Consider the following 21,203-nt stretch of genomic DNA (forward strand, 5'->3'; position numbering starts at 1 on the left):
ACCTCCACCTTCACCAGTTTATTTTTCAAAACTATTTACCATTATTTAAACAACCCTGCACCTTTGCTTCGACGTAACCATCTAAAAGAAACAACAGATTCCCCTATTACCAACCCAATTGTTGCAACAATAAATCCAGTTAGGTAATCTGGCGTTTCAAATAACAATTGGGCAATTAAAAAGCCTATTAACAAACCCACAATTATAGCCACATAATACTTCATCCTATATTTTAAGTATTGCATTTTTCTCCCCATCTTTCTTTATGAAACTCTCCTGACGCTTTATCACAATAACTGCCGTTCAATTTCATTCTTTAACTATGGCACCCGCTAGCACAATAAGAGATTATTTTATGTAATAATATGATTTAACCAATGGAGCTTAAACTCTTTCCCATCCCATTAAAAACTCTTCCTCAACAGTCTGTTCATCTAATAATTCTTTTTTTATTACAAAACCATTCATCACGTAAAAATTAACGGCGTTCCTATTTTTCTTGTACACTTTCAGTTGTATATTTTCCCTTCGTTCTTTTATAAAGTTTAATAATCTTTTTCCGTATCCTTGGCCTTGATGCTTAACATCAATAAACAGTGCAGCCAAATAATCATCTACCAATGATACAAAACCCACAATTTCTATTTCATTACTTATAACATAGGTTTCAGACATTGGAAGATATTTTCCTTCCATATCCTTTTGCTGTGATTTCCAATAATCCTTATCAATAAAGTCATGTGCTATTAAGGAACCTTCATACCATATTTTTATTAATTTATTAACTTCTATTTTTTTGTTTCTTCTAATGTTCACGTTATCACCCTTTCAAATTACAGCACTTATGAATCATTATTAAGATAAGGTTAGTTCAATACCGTTTATTCTACTAACCTGCCCCTTTAGCTTAATAACATATTTTTATTTTAACATTAAATTCCACTTTTTTATTTAGAACACCCTAAATTATTCAGAAAATTATTTTATTCCGATGATTGGATATGCTTTGTTATAAATCTAATTAGGGAGTGATTTGATTTGCTGTTGTTAGAAGCTACGAAATCTTATGAAGCAGATAAGAGAATTGAGGGCTTTTCTCCACAAACTTTAAATGCTTATAGACTTCAAGCGAAGCTATTAGTTAACTTTTTAGGTAATACCAAAATGAATGACATTACAACCCAGCATCTAAAGCAATATTTAGCTGAATCAAGCAATGAATTGAAGCCATCAAGTTTGTCTCATCGAATAAGATTTATCCGATCCTTATTTCGTTGGTCACACGAGGAAGGGATCATTGATAGTAACCCTGCTAGTAAAATAAAAGAACCAAAAATCGGGAAACGTATCCCAAAATTCTTAACAGAAAGAGAGATTGAGCACTTACGAGATGCTTGTTTTACTCCAATGGAGAAAGCCTTATTCGAATTTATGTTTTCAACTGGGTGTCGTATTGGAGAAATCGTGACACTTGACAGAAACAGCATTAATTGGGGAAGTCAATCGGCAATTGTTCGAGGTAAAGGTGATAAAGAAAGAGAGGTATATTTCAATATACGTTTTGATATATGGCTGAATAAATACTTAAATAGTAGGAACGACAATGATTCTGCTATATTTGTTACAGAACGATCTCCACATAGGATGAGTATTGCTCAAATGAGATACATAATTAAACGTATTTCTAATCGTGCTGGAATTAATAAAACCATTCATCCTCATCAATTAAGGCACAGTTACGCTACTCATCTCTTGAATAATGGTGCTCCACTTGAAGTTATCCAAAGTCTTCTAGGGCACGAGAAAAGCGAAACAACACGAATTTATGCTCAATTAAGTGGGAGACTTAGGCAAGAGTTTTATAGAAAGCATTTTTAGATTGTTGAAGAGCAACGCAATAAATATCTCGTTGCTCTTTTCAATTTTTGCACCAGTTAGCTAAAGAACTTAAAACTTTTCTAGGAGAAGAATATTTCGATTATATATTTCTGAATGATTAAAAAGAACCCCCAGCCAATAACTCCAAATAAAATCGCTACTGATAAATGAATAGAATGTTTAAATGCCATATAAATTATCAAGAGCATTACAATAGTTGCTGGAAGACCTGCTATCACACCACCTGTAAACTCATTAATAGTCTTTGTGGATTCTCCTTGTACAGTAAGCCAAATTATACTTAGAATACTGATTAAAGGTAAAGCTGCTATAATTCCTCCGTACACTGGAAATCTTCTTGCTAATTCGGTAACTATGCCAATAATGGCTGCGGAGCTTACAATTTTTATGAATAAATACATTTATTTTGATACCTCACTGAGTAATTGAAAGGCTTTAACAATTTGTATCCTTTCTTTATCTGATAACTTATCAAGTGCTGCTTGTAATTTTTCTTCATCTAATTCTGTGTTTTTCCTTACTATCTTTACACCAAGTTCCGTAAGATGTAAGTAAACCTTACGTTGATCTTTTTCATATCTTTCTTTATATAGCCATCCATTACTTACTAGCTTTTTCACGTGTTCCGAAGCAGTATTATGTGATATAGATAAATGTTCTGCAATATCTCGAACCATTACAAACTGCTTTTTATGTACCATTTGTAATATACGGACACTTTGGTGAGAAATGGATTCTTGTTGTACTGGGTGAAGTTCAAAGTAAATGTTAGAAAAATATCTGTTTATTTCATCAATCATATAAAATACCTCCAATACATCGTTTCAATAGATTATATCGTGTTATACGATATAAATGCAATAAAAATTTACCGACTGCTTTCAATAGTTCTTAAACTAACCTGCCACGTTAGTTTAAGTACAATATTTCACAAAGTTATAATATGATTTATTAATAATCTTAAAAAAGGAAAACAATATGATAAAAGCCGTCTGTTTTGAACGCACCTCGATTGTTAGCCACAACTAATAAATTTGAGTATAGGTCAATTTAGATGACTTTAAATTGCAATTTTATTACTCAATTTTAATATCATTTGAGATGTATTTTTTAAAATACATCTCAAAATAGAACACTTCAATGATACACACCAAATAAAAAAGTAACATGATTAAGTATCATTCATTATGCTAATAACATAGGGAAAAGATATTTGCTGTTATATACAGTAACTGTTCTTTATATTAGTACAGACCACTTGCTTACCTATCAGTCACAAAAAAGTCACAGAATTAGTTTTCTGGCTTAAATTTATTTAACTTATTTGATTTTCAAGCCTCCCAAACCCCTATTAAACTGCACTTCTTTGAATTCATTTTTTCTAATTTACTTCAGAAACTAATTTGACAGGGTAGAGGTCGTTGGTTCAAGCCCAATACGAATCACCTCTCCCTAATCATTACATTTACTGCATAATCTCGAAGGATATAAGGATTTAGATTGGTACAGGGTACAATTGTGTCCCTTGCAAACGATTCTCTTATTACAATAATAAAAAGCACCTCATTATGAGATGCTTATAATCCTAGTATTTGTTTTTTCTTAGCATCAAACTCGTCCTGAGTTAAAATACCATCATCCAACAACTGCTTATATTTAATTAGTTCTTCAGCGTCACTTGATTTAGTGATAACCGAATTGTCTTCATTTTGCAAGGTTTCTAGTAGATTCTTCAACTCAATAGCCTGATCTAATTCTTTTTTTAAGAAAGTAATGGTGTTTTCATCTTTGACCGCGTCTAAAACACCGCCTTTACTTTCAGATGCTCCACTGTATGCGAATTGAATATATCCAGTTGTTAAGCGCGGTTCTTTTATTTGTATTGCCGTTATGCTCTTGATCGGTATACTCTTCTCTCCTTTAGAACCTTGGTTTAAGTAATTTTGAAACCCTTTCCTTTTCCATCTCAGATAACCATTTTCCACGGTGACAATGAACTTACCATTTGATTTAAAATAAAATTCAGCCATAGTGCCAACTCCCTCCTTTTTTATTATCGGTAAGGTGGAAAGTTTTTTCAATTTAAAAAATTCCAGGAATCCTCTTAGCTATATTAAAGTGGATAAATAGGCCTTACCTCGAAGGTGTTGTATTGAAAATATAATTATTTTTATTTTCTTATACCACACTTAGTAGAGCAAAAGAGCTTATAATTTCTCTTTGGTTCCATGCCAGAGCTCTTTATTTAATTAATCTCAAGCAATAAATCTCAACCTTCAACCTTACAAGCTTCAGCCAATAATTCTATTAAATGAACAACCTGAATCTGATCCGTCAATCCTTCTCGCTCCACCCCAACCTTCATCTGCAGGTGACAGCCCGGATTTGTTGTAACAATTACTTCTGGTGTTATAGTGGTCAAGTGCTTCATCTTTTCATCAATAAGTTCCATCGATTCATTATAATTTACAATATTGTAAATGCCCGCTGATCCACAACACATATCCTTTTTTGGAAACTCTAAGTATGTGATTCCTGGTACAGATTTTAATAATTGCAACGGTTCATTCACCCGCTTCTGGACATTGCTCATATGACAGGATGGTTGATATGTCACGGCTCTATTGATTTCCTTTTCAAATGGTAGGTTCAACTGACTTAAAATAACGCTAATGTCTACATTCTTTTCTGCAAACTGCTTTGCTCGGGTCGCCCATTCTGGATCATCGGCAAATAATTTATCATACTCGACGAGCATAGCACCGCAGCCACCAATGCTGTTTACAATATAATCGAAGCTGTGTTTTTCAAATGCCTCAATATTTTCTTTCGCTAATCTTTTTGTAATTTCCGTTTCTCCGCTATGACTTTGTAAGGCACCACAACAGGTTTGCTCTTTAATAACCGTTACCTCACATCCAGCTAATTGGAGTAACTTAATGCTTTGTGTATTAATCGATGAAAACATCGTATCCATCACACATCCTGTAAAAAATCCGATGCGAAATGCAGGACGGTGGATTGGCGGATAGTATTCTTCCCGTTTTCTGCGTTTGATACTGCCTTCTGCATTCGGAAGGATTTTCTCAAACGTACGTAGGTTTTCTGGTAAAATATTGGTTGCTTTTGCTTTATGTGCTACCTTTTGCAAGCCGGATTTTTGGTATAATGCAATTCCTCCGCCTACAGTATTCAAGATTTTCTTATTAGGGATTGTTTTATTAAATAGAAATTCTCGAAATAACTTCACACGTTTTGGCGTTTCTTTTTTCTTGTTTTCTTCGATAAATTCTTTTGCTGATTCTAAAATCGTCCCGTATTGTACATTTGTCGGACAAACCACTTCACATGCTCGACATCCAAGGCATAGATTAATTGGTCCTTCTAGTTCAGAATACGTAATTTTCCCTTCGGCTGCCATTTTCACTAAGTTGATTCGCCCTCTTGGTGAGTGCGTTTCTTTCTCCATTGTTATATATGTTGGACAAGCTGGTAAGCAGTAGCCGCATTGTACACAATCAAACGTTTCTTCATATGCTAGCTCAGCCATTGGTTAACACCAGCCTTTGACCTGGCTCCGGAAAAATCTTGCCAGGATTTAGCACGTTTTTCGGATCCCAGCTTTCTTTGATTCGCTTCATCATATCCAGTCCAATTTCACCGAGTTCCATTTCCATAAACGGAGCTTTTAATGTACCAATACCATGCTCTCCAGATAATGTGCCGCCAAGTTCAATAGCCGCTTCGAATATTTCCTCTACTGCTTTTTCAACCCGGCGCATCTCTTCTTGATCACGTTGATCAGCAATAATGTTCGGATGTAGATTTCCATCACCTGCATGACCAAATACGACTAAATGAATGTGATACTTTTCTCGAATTTCTTTTAACCGCTTAAACATTTCTGGAATCTTACTTCTTGGAATCGTTGCATCCTCCGAAATTTTTGTAGGCTTTTCACGAACAATTGCAGGGGATACAAGTTTCCTTGCCTTCCAAAGCTCATTAGCCTCTTCCACTGTGTTAGCTACTCTCACTTCACTTGCTTGACTAGATTCACATACCTGCTGAACACGAATAATTTCATCCTCAATTGCTGCTGGGTGACCATCTAATTCAATTAATAATAATGCCTCCGCTTCGATAGGCAGACCAAGTGGTTCATAGGCTTCAACGGCATTAATCGTTGCGTTATCCATTATTTCTAGTTTGGAAGGCAAAATTCCTGAGCTCAATATATTTGTAATTGCTCGACCGGAATCTACTATATCGTCAAAAACTGCCATCAATGTTTTTGTCGCTTGTGGTTTTGGAAAAAGACGTAATATCGCTTCCGTAATAATCCCTAATGTGCCTTCTGAACCAACGATTAATTTCGTTAAGTCATAGCCCGTTACATTTTTAACAGTTCTTCCACCTGTACGAATTACCTCTCCCTCTGGTGTTACAACCTCCAATCCAATGACATAATCTTTCGTAACGCCATATTTCAACCCACGCGGGCCACCTGAATTTTCGGCTAAGTTACCACCAATCGTTGAAACGTTTGAACTGCTCGGATCAGGCGGATAAATCATCCCTGCTTCCATTGCGGCATTATTAATATCCGCCGTTATAACCCCTGGTGAAACAACCGCTACCATATCTTCAGCATTAATGATTAATTTGTTATCCCATTTGGATAAATCAAAAACAATCCCTCCTTTCACTGGTAAAGGACCGCCGCTTAAACTTGTGCCCTGCCCACGAGGGTAGACAGGTATTTCGTATTTATTTGCCAGCTTCATCATTTCAGCTACTTCTTTTGTCTCCTTTGGCTGAACAACTACATCTGGGAGATATACCCCAAACGAGGAGTCATAGGAATAACTATATAAGTCTACTTTGTCTGTTAATATTCGCTTTTCATCCTTTATAATCTCTTTTAACAACTGGATGATTGTGTCATGAATCATTCCGTATCCCTCCTGAATTTATACGAAACTGCTGATGGCGCAATTTAATGCCTTGATGATGCTTCCACATCGCCTCTTTTGCTGCATCTGGTCTTCCTTCTATAATTGCACGAAAAATCTGCTTATGCTCTTCTATAACCTGGGCATTTAATGAATCATCTGTTATGGAGTACGCTCGGCTCTCACGTAAATGGATTAAAATCTTATCAGCTACTAATTTAATAATCTCTAACATGACAGGATTATTTGCAGTTTCAACAATTGTATAATGGAATTGGTAATCTTCTTTCATCGCAATCTTGCCTTCGAGACTTAGTACTACTAAATTTTCATAGTCCGATTCCAACCGTTCTTTTTGGGGCTTCGTAATCCGTTTCGCTGCATAAAAAGCAGCGTCTCCTTCGATCGTCTGTCGCAATTCAATCAGATTCATAAAATCATATAGGTTGTCACCTATCACGTTGGAAAATTCAAGAAGTGTGCCGTAATTAGCTTCCGTGTTCACATACATCCCTACTCCTGGCCGGACAGTTATAATCCCAGAGGATTCCAGAACAGTCATTGCCTCTTTTACAGAGGTTCTTGACACTTTAAACATCGTTGCAAGTGCGCGTTCTGACGGTAATTTATCGCCAGGCTGAATAGTTCCTTCAGCAATGGAATGTTTAATTTGATCAATAATAGTTTGATAGATTTTTTTCTTCTTTTGTATTGCTTGAAACTCCAAATAATTACCTCCATCTCAGCTGTTGGTCTAGTGGACAGTCCACTAGGCACATGCAAATACCCATTTAAGACATTTGCACGTATTTCATCAGATATAATCGATTATGATGGATATTTCCCATATAATTACTGAATTTCACTTGTATTATCCTCTACAGTAACACGCTTATCTCCAAGTTTAATCCGAGCATTCGTTAAATGTTCAGCAACGGCTTCCATAGCAGTTTGCGCATCTCGATTTTTGATCGCAAGGTAAATTTTTTCATGTTCAGCATAAACGGTTTTACGTCGAACCTCCCAGCCTTGGTTTTTGGATAAAGAAAACTGGACAGCTTTTAAGTGGAGGTCCGATATATTATCCATTGTTTGTGTCAAAAAAGGATTATAAGCTGAGCGAACGATAATTCGATGGAATGCATAATCAGCTTCAAACCCATTTATATAGGGGTCTTTAACCGTTTGACTAAACGCTTCAAGGCTTGCTTTTAAATCAACTATATCCTCTTGCTTATGCCGCTTAGCAGCAAGATAAGCGGCATTTGATTCAACAATGGTACGTAATTCCAGTAAATTTTGTACTTCTTCTACTTTAATCATTTCAAAATGTACTTGTTTTAACATTTCAGCTACATTCACTTCTTTTACCCAGCTTCTCCCACCCTGCCTGGACTCAATTAAACCACCTGCTGCTAATACGCTTAATGCTTCTCGTATAGGTGAGCGACTAACTCCAAACATCTTAACGAGTTCATTCTCAGAGGGCAATTGACTGTTCGGAGGAAATTTGCCAGTCTTTATCATCTCTTTTAATTCCTCGAGCACCAATTCGGATACTTTCTTTCTTTCAATTTTCAACCATACCCCTCCTTCTTTTAGTTAAACACCAATCACTTTATCACCACTAGCCGTATTTTGTTTTTGTTTTATTTTATTCGTTCGTAAAATATGCCACGTTAAAATAATTGCTCCAATTCCTAATCCTAATAAATCAGTTATGACCCCTGGTTTAATAAGTAAAAATGCAATCGCAAAAAAGCCAATTCGTTCAACTATATTTAGCTTCATACTAAAGTAATTGAATGTCGCGATGGATAGAGCAAATACGCCAAGTAATGCGGTTACAAAAACGATTAAGCCTTCCATAAAGGTTGCTAACTCACCTGTAGCCGTTTGCATAACAAGGATTGGATTGTATGCAATCATAAACGGAATAATAAAACCTGGCAGGCAGAGCTTTAAAGCAGTCCAGGATGTCTTCATCGGATCGCCTCCAGATATTCCGGATGCCGTGTAAGCAGCTAATGCTACGGGTGGTGTAATATTGGAAAGTGCACCAAACCAAAACACAAAAAAGTGTGCTGCAATTGGATTTACACCAGCCTCAATTAACGCAGGTGCTGCTGTAACTGCTACTACAATATAAAGTGCAGTTGAAGGTAATCCCATACTTAGTACAATACAAGTAACCATAACCAGCAATAGAATAATTGCTAAATTTCCACCAGAAATATTGATTATATTATATGCAAGTGTAGATCCAAGACCTGTCATCGTTATAACAGCAATTAAAATACCAACTGAGGCACAGGCAACCGTAACCTGAATGGTTCCTTTTGCACCATCTATTAATGTTTGGATAGCTTTTTTAAACGTAATTCGATTTGTCTTGTCCTTCGTTAACCAGCTGACAATAATGGCAGAAATAATACCGGAAAATCCCGCTACAATTGGAGTCTTCCCACTCAATAGAGTCCCGATTACAACAATCAGCGGAAGCAGCAGTACGCCTCCTTCTTTTAAAACAGACCAGACCTGTGGAATGGAATCTTTACTAATCCCCTTAAGTCCTCGCTTTTTAGCTTCAATATCAATCGCAATTACTAATCCACCATAGTAAAGCAATGCAGGAATGATAGCAGCAATAATGATGATGTTATAGCTAACACCGAGAAATCCAGCCATAATAAATGCAGCTGCTCCCATAATTGGCGGCATAATCATCCCGCCTGTTGACGCAGCAGCTTCAACCGCACCAGCAAATCGTGAATTTAACCCAATACTCTTCATCAATGGAATTGTAAATGGACCAGTAGTAGCTACGTTTGCAACTGCACTACCACTTAATGATCCAGTTAGCGCACTTGATATTACTGCGACTTGGGCTGGTCCACCACGTCGCTGTCCCGCTAGGGCAATAGCCAAATCATTGAATAGCTTGCTTGCACCACTCGCATTTAAAAAAGCACCAAATAAGATAAACAGGATAATATAGGTTGTTGCAATCGATAAAGTCATACCGAAAATACCTTCTGTTGTCATATAAAAACGGAACAATAAACGCTCTAACGTAAATCCAGCATGTCCTAACACCCCAGGGAAATATGGACCAAATAAAGCGTATACAATTGCAAATAGCGAAAGCAGTGGGATAAATATTCCAATACTTCTTCTTGCCACTTCCAAAAGTGCAATTATTGTAATTGCCGCAAACACATAATCGATTGTAATCGCCTGAGAGATTCTAACACTATGAATGACGATATAGTTAAATAGAATATAAATGGTTCCAGACAAACCTGCAATAATCCAAATGAGGTCAATCGTTGATATTTTTGATTTATCTCCCTTTTTCATTGCCGGGTATAAGGAAAATCCTAATATAAGGACAAACCCTAGAAAAACAATATTGCGGTAAATTTCCTGGATGTTCATAAAGCTGTTTACATAGATAGCAAACAAGGATAAACCTAATGCAACTACAGCAATTATGGAAGCTTGCATTCCTTTCAGTTTTCTAGCGCCACCGCCACCCTCTTTGTCCGCATCTACATTTTGTGTATCTGTAGCCATTTTTTTATTTTCCATAAAGTCCACCATCCTTCTTTTTAAAGTAGTTCTTATTCACTTTGAGATTCCTTCACTTCGACAGGAATAATCTCTTCTGGTATCTCTACTCCTTGCTCTTCAAAGTATCTGTAAGCACCAATATGTAGTGGGGCAGGCAAGCCAGCTAATGCTGTTTCTAAAGAAACATCTTTAGCTGAATTATGAATTTCATGTACTTTCTCAAGGTTTTCAAACATTGTTTTCGTAAGCTCATAAACCAAATCTTCATCCATTTCTTTTGATAAAGCGATAAAATTTGGTTGTGCAATTGTATGAATCTCTTCGCTCTCTCCTGGATAAGTGTCAGCTGGAATGACGTAACGAACCCACGCATTCGATAGACTATTAATCTGGTCCAGCTGGGCATCTGTTACTTCTAATACACTGGCATTCACTTTGCTCGCATACATATCCATAATTGCGGAAACTGGCGTACCAGCTGGAAGTGACCCACCAGAAAGACGGCCATCACGCATAGCTGAAATTGTATCATCATAACCTAAATATTCTGGAGTTATATCCTCTTTTGTTAATTCGATACCTTGCATAATGACTAATGTTGATTGCTCTGTACCGCTTGCTTGTGGTCCTACAGAAAAGGAATCACCTGCAATATCTTCAATCGTTCCAGTTTTAACTCTGTTATTCATTAATACAAAGTGTTCCACATTCGGCCAAAGCACTGCCATTGACCGAAGATCCTTATAGGAATTATCCTCAAAAATACCAGTACCTTCATACGCCTGGGCTCCAATTAAACCTTGCAAGATTGCTAAATCCGCCTCATTTTTCCTTAACAAATCTACATTTTCTACTGAACCAGCTGAGGATTGTCCAGTTGCTTTAAGTCCATCAATGGTTTCAGACCACAGGTTTCCGATTCCTACACCAATCGGGTAATATGTACCTCCTGATGAAGCTGTTGCAATTGAGATGTACTGCGTTCCACTGTTTGCTGTCCCACAAGCAGAAATAGTAAGCGCTAACATTAATAGAATTGGGATAACTAACTTTTTCAATTTTTCCAACCCCTCCGATATAAATTCGATATATTTTGCAAACTTGTATTACAAGTATATAATATTATAACTTTCAAAATCAATATTTTTCTGAAAATAATTTATTATTGTTTAAATCTGAAATTAATTTGTTTGCTAAACAAATCATAATAGATATTCTCTCACCTAAACAAAAAAGCTACTAAGTTATCATCCTTAGCAGCATCGTTAAGCTTTAGTTACAGATTCAGATATCTACCCTCTATACTTACCGATATGTTAGGTTATATAAACATTTGAAAGTCGGTACTTCAATTCTTCATTTATAAAATCCAACCGTACCTTGCGTTCGATTGTATAATCTATAACATTGCTATCTAGCTTACGTAAGACACTCTCTGAGACTAACATCTTATTTAGATGAAGCGTATTTGGGATTTGGATGTAATCGGTCTCCTCCCACTTTGCTTTTGGTCCTAAGCTTTTAAACGCATATTCTAATACTTGTCGCTCGGAAGCATAATAAAGCGGAAACATTACTCTTCGTAAAAATGTACTTGTTAGAGCATTCATATAGGTAGCATCTCGGTCTATTTTGTTAATTAGTTTTTCGGTCGTGAAATCTGCTAACCCTATTCCTTGTGCATTTCCAAATGATTGTTCGGATAAATCCAGTACTGCCAGACGCTTAATACTTGGCTCTTTTGGTTCATCTACTCCATCAATACGCCATCTTCCTATTATATTCGGGTCCATCCCAGTACCACTGTAATTCTTACCCATTTCCTCCACGACTAATAAATCAACTTCTTTTAATGGAAGGCTCGGCATTAGATCCTTTGATTTTCTTAAAAGGTCTGATTCTTGTTCAAACCATTTATCCACGTCTATCCCTTGAATAATAGCTGTTTGATCATAGCTATTTTCAATGATTGCTAACCCCATACTTATTGGAGCATGGTGTAAAGCATACTTAGACACAGCCAAAATATTTTGTTCCATATTTGCTGCCCCTTCGCTATGTACAAAACTTGCTCCTTTCTGTTTACCTAAACCAATTGCAGCCATTTTGCTTAATCCGCTTTCGACGCTGCCTCGGAATGCTGTATGTGCTTTAATTCGATTAACAACAATAATTCCATCAGCATGATATGCCTGTTTATCCATATAAACAGGCAACCCTTCAGGAGTTGTACCAAGATCGATCACTTCCATCGAAGAACGAATTTGCACACCCATGACATCCTCCGTAATACCCAAATAGCGAAGCACATCCATTTGTCCTTCTGCCGTTGCTCCACCATGACTTCCCATAGCCGGCACAATAAATGGACGATAACCATATTGATGTAGATACTTGATAATCTCCTTTAAAATAACTACAATATTGTCGATTCCGCGACTCCCTGCTGTTATTGCAATTTCTGCTTTTTTTGGAAGCGAATTCAATTGTTTGTTCAATTTTAATTCAGACCTTACCTGTCCTTTCAGATCAATTAGTTTTTCCCTCTTAAACTTCTGTTCAATCTCGTATAAAATCATATTGAGTCCCCTTCCTTTTCCCCCACTATTTCTCTAATTTTATCTTCTATCCTTGATTAATCAAGTCAAATATATGAATTGTCGATTAATTTAGCAAACAAACTTATTATCTAGGAACAGGCTTCATTATTTTTAGCATAAAACAACCTTTTCAACATTTCGATACTCGAAATAGAATAGTGGATAAAATCCCCTCCTCACTTTATAATAGTAAGAAAATTGTTTTTATCCGTGATTGTAGGTGGCTCACAATTGAGAAATGTCTTTTCCTTTTTAAAACCATATAAATTCCCTGCTGTCATAGCTTTCATTCTAATGCTGATGGAGCTTGCAGTAGAATTACTTCTGCCGTTATTTTTAGGTTTAATGATTAACCAAGGAGTTGTCAATCAAGATTTAAGCAAAATTGTGATGTGGGGCTCTATTATGATTGGTCTTTCATTTCTATCGTTGGCAGCTGGGATAACGAACTCCTTTCTCTCTTCACACGTTAGTATTGCGTTTGGTTATGATATCCGCCAAAAGCTATTTGAAAAAATTCAGGAGTTCTCATTTGCAAATCTGAACCAGTATCCAACGTCAAGCCTTGTAACGAGGTTTACAAATGATATTAGACAAATTCAAAATACAATATTTATGGCACTGCGAATTATGGCAAAAGCACCGTTAATTGTAATTGGTGGTGTGTTAATGGCTTTCATCGTAAATGCCAGGCTTGCACTGATTTTCTTAATTACTGTGCCATTACTTGTTATCTTCTTATTATACGTGCTTAAACTGGCTAGCAACATGTTCGCTAATGTGCAAGGCTATGTGGATCAGGTAAATCGGGTGATGCAAGAAAACCTTGCAGGAATGCGTCTAATAAAGGCATTTACTCGAAGAGACTTTGAGGAAAATCGCTTTAGGGAAGCAAATGCTGGGCTTGCAGATTCTACGCGCAGAACCTTTCGTTTTGTTGAATCGTCGATGCCTGTACTTTTATTTGTTATGAACGTAAGCATCCTTGTTATTCTTTGGTTTGGAAATCAACAAATGATTACTGGAAATGCGAATGTCGGCGAAGTAGTTACAATGGTTAACTACGCCTTACGTGTAGCCATGGCAATTTCCATGTTTTCCTTTATTATCATGGCAATTTCGCGAACTAAAGCTTCCGCAATACGAGTTGATGAAGTTCTATCTCTTCAAGTCGACCTTACTGATCATACAGAAGGAAATAAGCAAATGACTGTGATACGAGGAAAAGTAACGTATCATCAGGTTTCATTCACCTACCCCGGTGCAGCCAAGCCTGCATTAGAAGATATCTCCTTTACGATTAATCCCGGAGAGAAACTCGCTGTCATTGGTTCAACCGGCTCTGGTAAAACATCATTATTCCAGCTTTTGCCACGATTATATGACGTCAACAAAGGAAAAATCCTTGTCGATGATAATGCGATTACTGCATATAGTTTTGACCAAATTCGCGGGAGCGTTGGATATGTTCCGCAAAGTCCCCTGTTATTTTCAGGATCTATTAAAGATAATATAGTATGGGGAAAAAATGCTGCGACGATAGAGGAGATTATTCAAGCTGCTAAAGATGCACAAATTCACGAAACTATTATGGGTCTCCCAAATCAATATGATACAAGAGTCGGGCAAAAAGGTGTTAACCTTTCGGGAGGACAGAAACAACGTATTTCAATTGCACGTGCCTTGATTCGCAAGCCCAAAATATTAATGCTCGATGATAGTACGAGTGCGCTCGATTTAGCAACCGAATCTCAACTGCTTACTGCAATTGAAGCATATAACTGTACTGTATTTATCATCACACAAAAGATTTCTACAGCAAGCACTGCAGATCGCATTATGCTTCTTGATGAAGGAAAAATTCTTGCTATAGGAACACATCAGGAGTTGATACAAGCTTCACACATCTATCGAAATATTGTGACATCCCAATTTGGAAAGGAGTATGAACATGTCCAGTAATCAATTAAAAGCTCCTTTTCAATATGAAAAAATACCGCTAGAAAATATAGCTGTAGATAATAAGAAAAAAGCAAAAAATATGGGGAACACATTAAAACGATTATGGGATTATTTAACTGTAGAAAAAGGAAAGCTGTTTCTTGTCATTCTTATGGTTACACTTAGTTCTGGTCTAAGTCTTCTCGGTCCATTTATGGTTGGGAGGGCAATCGATGATTATATCGTAACCGGTCAAGCTGGTGGTCTTGGGATGCTGCTAGTAGGCTTAATGATTGTTTATTTGTTCCACTCGTTATCTATCTTCCTGCAAAATTACTGGATGATTGGCATCGCGCAGAGAACCGTGTATACATTACGGAAGGACCTTTTCAAACAGTTCCACCGGCTACCGATTTCATACTTTGATAAACGACAGCACGGAGAACTGATGAGTCGCTTAACCAACGATATTGACAACGTGAATAACACGCTCAATCAATCCGTTATTCAGGTTTTTGCTAGTGTCTTAACATTGGTTGGAACAATCGCAGTAATGCTCTATTTAAGTCCAATCTTAACAGTTGTAACCATGTCTGTTATTCCAGCGATGTTTTTCTCTATGCGCTGGATTACAAAACGCACGGGTCCATTATATAAATTACAGCAAAATGACCTCGGTGAAGTAAACGGGTACGTGGAAGAAATTGTCTCCGGTCAGCATATTGTCAAAACATACTCACAGGAAGAGAAAGTAATTCGGGAATTCCAAGAACGAAATCATAACCTCCAACGAACTGGATTTTGGGCACTTACGATTGCCGGTTTTATCCCAAAAATCATGAATATGCTCAATTTCCTTAGCTTTGCTTTAATCGCATTAGTTGGCGGAATTCTTGTTGTTGTTTACGACCAACAGCTTGTAACCGTTGGGGTAATTGTAATTTTTACTGAATATGCACGTCAGTTTACACGTCCGCTTAATGAACTATCGAACCAATTTAATGTCCTGTTATCGGCTATCGCTGGTGCTGAACGGGTGTTTCAAGTTATGGACGAAACAAAAGAAGAATCTGATGAAACAAATTCAATTGAAGTGAAAAGAACGAAAGGGAATATTAAATTTGATAACGTTACATTCGGTTATGAGGATACAACTATATTAAAAGGTATTCGTTTTGAAGCAAGGCCTGGTGAGACTGTAGCGTTTGTCGGTCACACTGGAGCAGGTAAAACTACAATTATTAACTTGATTTCACGTTTTTATGATTATCATACCGGGAAAATTACATTAGATGGAATTGATTTAAAATCCATTAAACGAAGCAGTCTACGCAAGCATATGGCATTTGTACTGCAGGATCCCTTTCTCTTCCACGGCAGCGTCCGGGAAAATATTCGATATGGTCGACTTCATGCCACAGATAAAGAAGTTGAAAATGCAGCTGTGGATGCGAATGCCCATGATTTCATTATGAAGCTGTCAAATGGTTATGATACCATCCTCGATCAAGATGGTAGTGGAATTAGCCAAGGTCAAAAGCAATTATTAACGATTGCACGCGCTTTGCTTGCAGCTCCCTCCATCCTGATATTAGACGAAGCTACCAGTAATATTGACACCATTACAGAATTGAAAATTCAAGCTGCATTAAAGCGGCTGATGGTTGGAAGAACAAGCTTTGTAATTGCACATCGATTAAATACAATCCAAGGGGCAGATACAATCATCATGCTTGAGGACGGAAAAATAATAGAGCAAGGCAGCCATGAAGAACTCATCAAACTAAAAGGCAGCTATTACAAGCTTTACAAAGGACAAGTGCAATGAGCGCTTGCTATGATATTTCTCAACCGAAACCGAATAACTCTAGGCTTCTTTTCATTAGGTGACAGGTGCTACACGTTAGTGATAGACTATGGTTAAATATGTACAGATTGATAAACTGAAAGCATGAGGTGTATATTTTGGGTAGAAAAGGTACAATGCTCGTTAAAGACATTGATAGTCGCTTTCTAAATGAAAAAATGTCTATTCAAATTTATCAGCCAGAATCATTCTCACCCCTCTACAAATATAATATTTGCTTGATGCAGGATGGGAATGATTATTTTCAAATGGGAAGGGTTGCAACACTTAGCGACAAGCTGCATGACAGCTACGAAATTACCAATACTGTATTCGCCGGCATCCATTATCAGGATAAACATGATCGCAGGAAAAAGTATCATCCAAGTGGTGAACAAAATGAAGCCTATACAAAATTTCTGGTTAATGAAGTTGTCCCCTTATTAGATGAACTTATTCCGAGCTATCACATGGGACAGTCAAGAGCGTTGATGGGTGATTCCTTAGCAGGAACACTTGCATTAATGACCGCGATTAAATATCCAAATACATTTGGTAAAGTCGTCATGCAATCTCCGTATGTCGATAATTATGTATTAGATGCTGTAACAAATTCTGGCTCTCTTGACTCCATGGACATTTATCATACAATCGGAGAGTTGGAAACAGAAGTTCATATGACTGATGGCAATAAAGCCGATTTTTTAGAACCAAATCGCAAGCTTAATCAGCTGCTACAAGAAAAAGGATCCACCTATTATTATGATGAGATAGAAAATGGAAAACATACGTGGAAGTATTGGCAACAAGATATGACACGAGTTCTCACGACAATGTTTAATTAATTCTTTTCTTATAGAATTTTTGGTATACTAAAAGATAAACATATTGACAGCACTCATTCATCATAAAATAAACTACAATGCAGGAGGTTTTATTAATGAACTATGGTATTGCAATTTTCCCATCAAAACCAATTCAAGACCAAGCAAATGCATACAGAAAACGTTATGATCCTCATTATGCTTTGATTCCACCGCACATCACGCTTAAAAGGTCTTTTGAAGCGAATGATGATAAATTGGATGAATTGATTACGGAAATGAAACATATTGCTAATGAGACAGATCGATTTACCATTCATATTAATAAAGTCAGTACGTTTTCACCCGTCACGAATACGATTTATTTTAAGGTTGAACCCGTTCAAGCTTTAATGGATTTACAAGCAAAAATGCATGTAGATAAATTCGAGGATAATAATGAGCATCCATTTGTCCCGCACATTACAATCGCTCAGGACCTCGTACATGATGAATATTCCGATGTTTTCGGCAGATTGAAAATGGAATCTTTTCAGTTTGAAGATACGATTGACCGCTTCCAATTACTGTATCAATTAGATAACGGATCATGGACTGTCTATGAAACATTTGTGTTTGGAAAGGAACAAGTATGAATTTAAAAACAGTAGAAACAAAAGAAGAACTTCAAGATGCATATCATGTTCGGATGGAGGTCTTCGTTGATGAACAAAACGTTCCTCCAGAAGAAGAAATCGATGAATTTGAAAAAATTGCAACACATTTCGTGATGTATGACCAGGATAAGCCTATTGCTGCAAGTCGCCTTCGATTTGTTGATGAATATGGTAAATTAGAACGTATTTGTGTAGTAAAAAATTATCGTGGAAAATCTTGCGGCAAACAACTTATTGATGCAATGGAGAAAGCAATTGCTCAAAAAGGTTATCAAAAGGCAAAATTAAATGCCCAAACGCATGCCGAGGATTTTTACAAGAAATTAGAATATAAAACTGTATCCGGAGAATTTCTGGATGCTGGAATTCCACATATTACCATGGTAAAGGAACTCTAAAACATCTTCGCGCTACAATTGTGTAGCGCGTTTTTTATTGTTTTCTCATTTAGATTTGCACACCTTAAATCTTTATCACCGAAAGCGGCATCTACCTCAAATTCCTTTTCCATAGCGACCAATTCCATTTTTACATGATATCTCTTTACTTGGATACACTAAACGATAAATGCTTTTAACAGGGGGCAATAATTATGCAAGAATATTTTACGATGTTTTACGAACTTGTTTTCGGCTTTTTTGCTCTATTTATTGCAACGAAGGTATTAGGGAAAACACAAATTTCGCAAATCACAGCATTTGATTTTATATCTGCCTTATTGTTGGGAGAACTTGTCGGTAATGCATTATTCGATCCACATGCTGGTGTTCTGGAAATTGCTTTTGTCGTTACTGTTTATGGTGTATTGATGTATACTACAGAAATTATAACTCAAAAATTCAAACGAACTCGAAGCTTTATTGAAGGTAACCCGTCCATTATTATTTATAATGGAAAATTGATTCGCGATACAATGAAAAAAAACAAACTCGATATTGATCAATTGCAGCATTTACTGCGTGAGAAGGATACATTTTCTGTACGGGAAGTCGAGTTTGCTATTTTAGAAGCAAATGGTTCACTTTCCGTTCTAAAAAAGTCCGACTATCAACCCCCCACAAGAAAGGACATGAAGCTTTCTGCACAGGATGTCGATTTATCAACTACCTTAATTAACGATGGAGAAATTATATACGATAATTTAGAAGAAAAGAACCTAAGTGAAGAATGGTTAATGGAACAATTAATCGAACAAGGTTATAATCAGCTGGAAGATGTATTTTACGCTGAATATATGAAAGATCAAAAACTGCTTGTGCTCCCTTTTCTTAATCGAAATCATCAAAAGTGGGAACCATAAACCTCCTTACAGTAAGAAAACGCTACAATAAGGTAGCGTTTTCTTATACATAGTCATTAATGTGCATGCCCTTTCCAGTTATTAACTCTCCAGCTATATCCTCGTCTGCTCCTCGAGTATCATATAGACGCTTGCTTCCCCTATTAATTGCATCATATTTGGTTGAAATTTCCTGATGCTCCTTTTCGAGAATTACCTTAAAAGGACTTTCAATAAAATGCTTATTCCCCTTTTCCTGAATGGTTCGTCTCTGATAATCATTATACTGAAAGTGCGTTACTGGTAAAATATAACTCATTCCCCCACCCCTTATCAGACTATTTTAAATATATATACGTTAAAAATATGTTATTATTGTCGGTCCTTTAAATTCTTTTTATATGTATTACCCTTTTTTTATAAACGTAAACCTCTTTATTTATTTTTTCACTTTATCGTTCATCAGTAAAAACCCGGTTAAATGCCCACACAATCCAATTAAAGACACATATCCTATAAAGGAAAGTAATTACATTTGAGAGGAGCTATTTTCATGGGATGTGGGAAAAATTTTGAATCAGGTAATTGTGTTGTAGATATCCTTAAAGACATTGTGGACGCACAAAATGATATCGTAGAAAATTGCTGTGACACTAGCTGTGATGAATCGATTAGCGATCTACTGGGTGAGAACGAACCTAGTAATGGTTTAGATACAGTACCGATTATTTTATACTGCAAGGATGGCTGTAAACCATTTAAAGGATTTGGTGCTCTAAAAGAGAGAAGAAATAAAATCGGACCAATTCTTGCTAGCTTTATTTTCAGAGTGAAAAAAATAGACAATGATCATTGTGCTGTTCTTGAACTGCTGCTAAGAGAAGGTGAAAACACCGGATGTGAGCATTTAAAATGTCCTACGGATCAAAGTACAGATAAATTGCGTGCCACAGGTATTTGTATCACCGTTGACTTAGATTGCTTCTGCCATGTAACTTGTCTACCAGCAATTGATGCATTCAGCAGGGACTTTGATTAATACTAAAAAAACACCATTTAGAGGGATTTCCCACTAAATGGTGTTTTTCTCTAAAATCCAAGTAGTTGTACTTCAGTAATTTCATCGATAGCAATTTGTATTGGCGCAGAACGATTTCCGGTTTTGAAAACGACTTCTTCTTCATTCTTTCCAAGTACAATACCGCGATATGTTTTTTCCTTTGTTTTAATTTCGCACCTAACCTGTGGGGCAAATTTGGGTCGTGTAAGAAAATAATCAATTCGCTCTTGAGTATTCATTTCCTTAAATTGTTTACGCCGCTCTCTAGGTGATGAAAATTCAATTTCTTGTTGCTCCTCACTATCTTGAACATTTGCTCCTGTTGTCTCTTCTAATTCTTCCGTAGTTTCCTCTTGTAAGAATGCATGATGTCTTCGATTAACTCTTTTTGGAGAATGGATTACTTCCGGACTGCTTTGATTTTGTTTTGTTTTCCTTTCACTCATATAACTGTGCTGCATTGGTGCCTTTGTCGTTCCAATAGTGGGTTGATGGATGTATAGTAATGGCTCATTCGCAAACTTTTTTTTACTCATGTATTATCTCCCCTTCTTTTTTCCTCACCCCATT

22 protein-coding genes are annotated in these 21,203 nt (G+C 36.6%); 8 read left to right on the plus strand and 14 right to left on the minus strand.

Annotation, left to right across the window (positions count from 1 at the left end):
• Window positions 1-41 precede the first annotated feature (41 nt).
• Both NYE61_RS06220 and NYE61_RS06225 read right to left on the minus strand, forming a co-directional pair.
• Window positions 42-212: a hypothetical protein gene (locus NYE61_RS06220; RefSeq protein ID WP_303447977.1), complete on the minus strand. Its 171-nt coding sequence runs from the start codon at window positions 210-212 to the stop codon at window positions 42-44.
• 172 nt (window positions 213-384) lie between these two features.
• Entirely contained in the window at window positions 385-816 is a 432-nt protein-coding gene (locus NYE61_RS06225; RefSeq protein ID WP_303447978.1) for a GNAT family N-acetyltransferase, read from the minus strand.
• Window positions 817-1,038: 222 nt separating this feature from the next.
• On the opposite strand from NYE61_RS06225, the gene NYE61_RS06230 reads away from it, so the two are divergent.
• Window positions 1,039-1,878 (plus strand): tyrosine-type recombinase/integrase, encoded by an 840-nt coding sequence (locus NYE61_RS06230; protein WP_303447979.1) that lies wholly within the window; start codon window positions 1,039-1,041, stop codon window positions 1,876-1,878.
• An 80-nt stretch (window positions 1,879-1,958) separates the two neighbouring features.
• On the opposite strand, the gene NYE61_RS06235 is transcribed toward NYE61_RS06230, so the two are convergent.
• The 10 genes from NYE61_RS06235 to NYE61_RS06280 form a co-directional block, all read right to left on the minus strand.
• Complete coding sequence (locus NYE61_RS06235) at window positions 1,959-2,300, minus strand: DUF3147 family protein (RefSeq protein WP_303447980.1); 342 nt, start codon at window positions 2,298-2,300, stop codon at window positions 1,959-1,961.
• Complete coding sequence (locus NYE61_RS06240; protein WP_303447981.1) at window positions 2,301-2,699, minus strand: MarR family transcriptional regulator; 399 nt, start codon at window positions 2,697-2,699, stop codon at window positions 2,301-2,303.
• Window positions 2,700-3,476: 777 nt separating this feature from the next.
• Entirely contained in the window at window positions 3,477-3,929 is a 453-nt protein-coding gene (locus NYE61_RS06245; protein WP_251660474.1) for a DUF4429 domain-containing protein, read from the minus strand.
• Between the two features lie 239 nt (window positions 3,930-4,168).
• Window positions 4,169-5,449 carry a (Fe-S)-binding protein gene (locus NYE61_RS06250; protein WP_118888756.1) on the minus strand — a complete coding sequence of 427 codons (1,281 nt, stop codon included), beginning with the start codon at window positions 5,447-5,449 and terminating at the stop codon, window positions 4,169-4,171.
• Entirely contained in the window at window positions 5,442-6,854 is a 1,413-nt protein-coding gene (locus NYE61_RS06255) for an FAD-linked oxidase C-terminal domain-containing protein (RefSeq protein WP_303447983.1), read from the minus strand. The genes NYE61_RS06250 and NYE61_RS06255 overlap by 8 nt, the downstream gene beginning before the upstream one ends.
• Window positions 6,844-7,581 carry a FadR/GntR family transcriptional regulator gene (locus NYE61_RS06260; protein WP_303447984.1) on the minus strand — a complete coding sequence of 246 codons (738 nt, stop codon included), beginning with the start codon at window positions 7,579-7,581 and terminating at the stop codon, window positions 6,844-6,846. Before NYE61_RS06260 ends, NYE61_RS06255 begins: the two co-directional genes overlap by 11 nt.
• Before the next feature lie 125 nt (window positions 7,582-7,706).
• Window positions 7,707-8,435: a FadR/GntR family transcriptional regulator gene (locus tag NYE61_RS06265; RefSeq protein WP_095309449.1), complete on the minus strand. Its 729-nt coding sequence runs from the start codon at window positions 8,433-8,435 to the stop codon at window positions 7,707-7,709.
• A gap of 21 nt (window positions 8,436-8,456) precedes the next feature.
• Window positions 8,457-10,445 (minus strand): TRAP transporter permease, encoded by a 1,989-nt coding sequence (locus tag NYE61_RS06270; protein WP_303447985.1) that lies wholly within the window; start codon window positions 10,443-10,445, stop codon window positions 8,457-8,459.
• Window positions 10,446-10,477: 32 nt separating this feature from the next.
• Window positions 10,478-11,485 carry a TAXI family TRAP transporter solute-binding subunit gene (locus NYE61_RS06275; protein WP_118888753.1) on the minus strand — a complete coding sequence of 336 codons (1,008 nt, stop codon included), beginning with the start codon at window positions 11,483-11,485 and terminating at the stop codon, window positions 10,478-10,480.
• 258 nt (window positions 11,486-11,743) lie between these two features.
• Window positions 11,744-13,006 (minus strand): lactate racemase domain-containing protein, encoded by a 1,263-nt coding sequence (locus NYE61_RS06280; protein WP_118888752.1) that lies wholly within the window; start codon window positions 13,004-13,006, stop codon window positions 11,744-11,746.
• A gap of 252 nt (window positions 13,007-13,258) precedes the next feature.
• On the opposite strand from NYE61_RS06280, the gene NYE61_RS06285 reads away from it, so the two are divergent.
• The 6 genes from NYE61_RS06285 (at window position 13,259) to NYE61_RS06310 (ending at window position 19,594) form a co-directional block, all read left to right on the plus strand.
• On the plus strand, window positions 13,259-14,989 hold the full coding sequence (locus tag NYE61_RS06285; protein ID WP_303447988.1) for an ABC transporter ATP-binding protein: 1,731 nt from the start codon (window positions 13,259-13,261) through the stop codon (window positions 14,987-14,989).
• Window positions 14,979-16,796 (plus strand): ABC transporter ATP-binding protein, encoded by a 1,818-nt coding sequence (locus tag NYE61_RS06290; protein ID WP_303447989.1) that lies wholly within the window; start codon window positions 14,979-14,981, stop codon window positions 16,794-16,796. Before NYE61_RS06285 ends, NYE61_RS06290 begins: the two co-directional genes overlap by 11 nt.
• 137 nt (window positions 16,797-16,933) lie before the next feature.
• Window positions 16,934-17,659, plus strand: a complete 726-nt coding sequence (locus tag NYE61_RS06295; RefSeq protein ID WP_095309457.1) for an alpha/beta hydrolase-fold protein — start codon at window positions 16,934-16,936, stop codon at window positions 17,657-17,659.
• A 95-nt stretch (window positions 17,660-17,754) separates the two neighbouring features.
• Entirely contained in the window at window positions 17,755-18,273 is a 519-nt protein-coding gene (locus tag NYE61_RS06300; protein ID WP_095309459.1) for a YjcG family protein, read from the plus strand.
• Window positions 18,270-18,692 carry a GNAT family N-acetyltransferase gene (locus tag NYE61_RS06305; RefSeq protein WP_095309461.1) on the plus strand — a complete coding sequence of 141 codons (423 nt, stop codon included), beginning with the start codon at window positions 18,270-18,272 and terminating at the stop codon, window positions 18,690-18,692. The genes NYE61_RS06300 and NYE61_RS06305 overlap by 4 nt, the downstream gene beginning before the upstream one ends.
• 194 nt (window positions 18,693-18,886) lie before the next feature.
• Complete coding sequence (locus NYE61_RS06310; protein ID WP_095309463.1) at window positions 18,887-19,594, plus strand: DUF421 domain-containing protein; 708 nt, start codon at window positions 18,887-18,889, stop codon at window positions 19,592-19,594.
• Between the two features lie 43 nt (window positions 19,595-19,637).
• On the opposite strand, the gene NYE61_RS06315 is transcribed toward NYE61_RS06310, so the two are convergent.
• Window positions 19,638-19,892: a hypothetical protein gene (locus NYE61_RS06315; RefSeq protein WP_095309465.1), complete on the minus strand. Its 255-nt coding sequence runs from the start codon at window positions 19,890-19,892 to the stop codon at window positions 19,638-19,640.
• Between the two features lie 234 nt (window positions 19,893-20,126).
• On the opposite strand from NYE61_RS06315, the gene NYE61_RS06320 reads away from it, so the two are divergent.
• A complete protein-coding gene (locus NYE61_RS06320; RefSeq protein ID WP_095309468.1) occupies window positions 20,127-20,612 on the plus strand; it encodes a CotY/CotZ family spore coat protein in 486 nt (161 codons plus the stop codon).
• Window positions 20,613-20,662: 50 nt separating this feature from the next.
• Here the strand turns inward: NYE61_RS06320 and NYE61_RS06325 are convergent, their stop codons facing one another.
• Window positions 20,663-21,169 (minus strand): CotO family spore coat protein, encoded by a 507-nt coding sequence (locus NYE61_RS06325; protein ID WP_303447991.1) that lies wholly within the window; start codon window positions 21,167-21,169, stop codon window positions 20,663-20,665.
• Window positions 21,170-21,203 lie beyond the last annotated feature (34 nt).

The organism is Oceanobacillus sp. FSL W7-1304, from assembly GCF_037969805.1.
GTDB classification, from domain to species: domain Bacteria; phylum Bacillota; class Bacilli; order Bacillales; family Amphibacillaceae; genus Oceanobacillus; species Oceanobacillus profundus.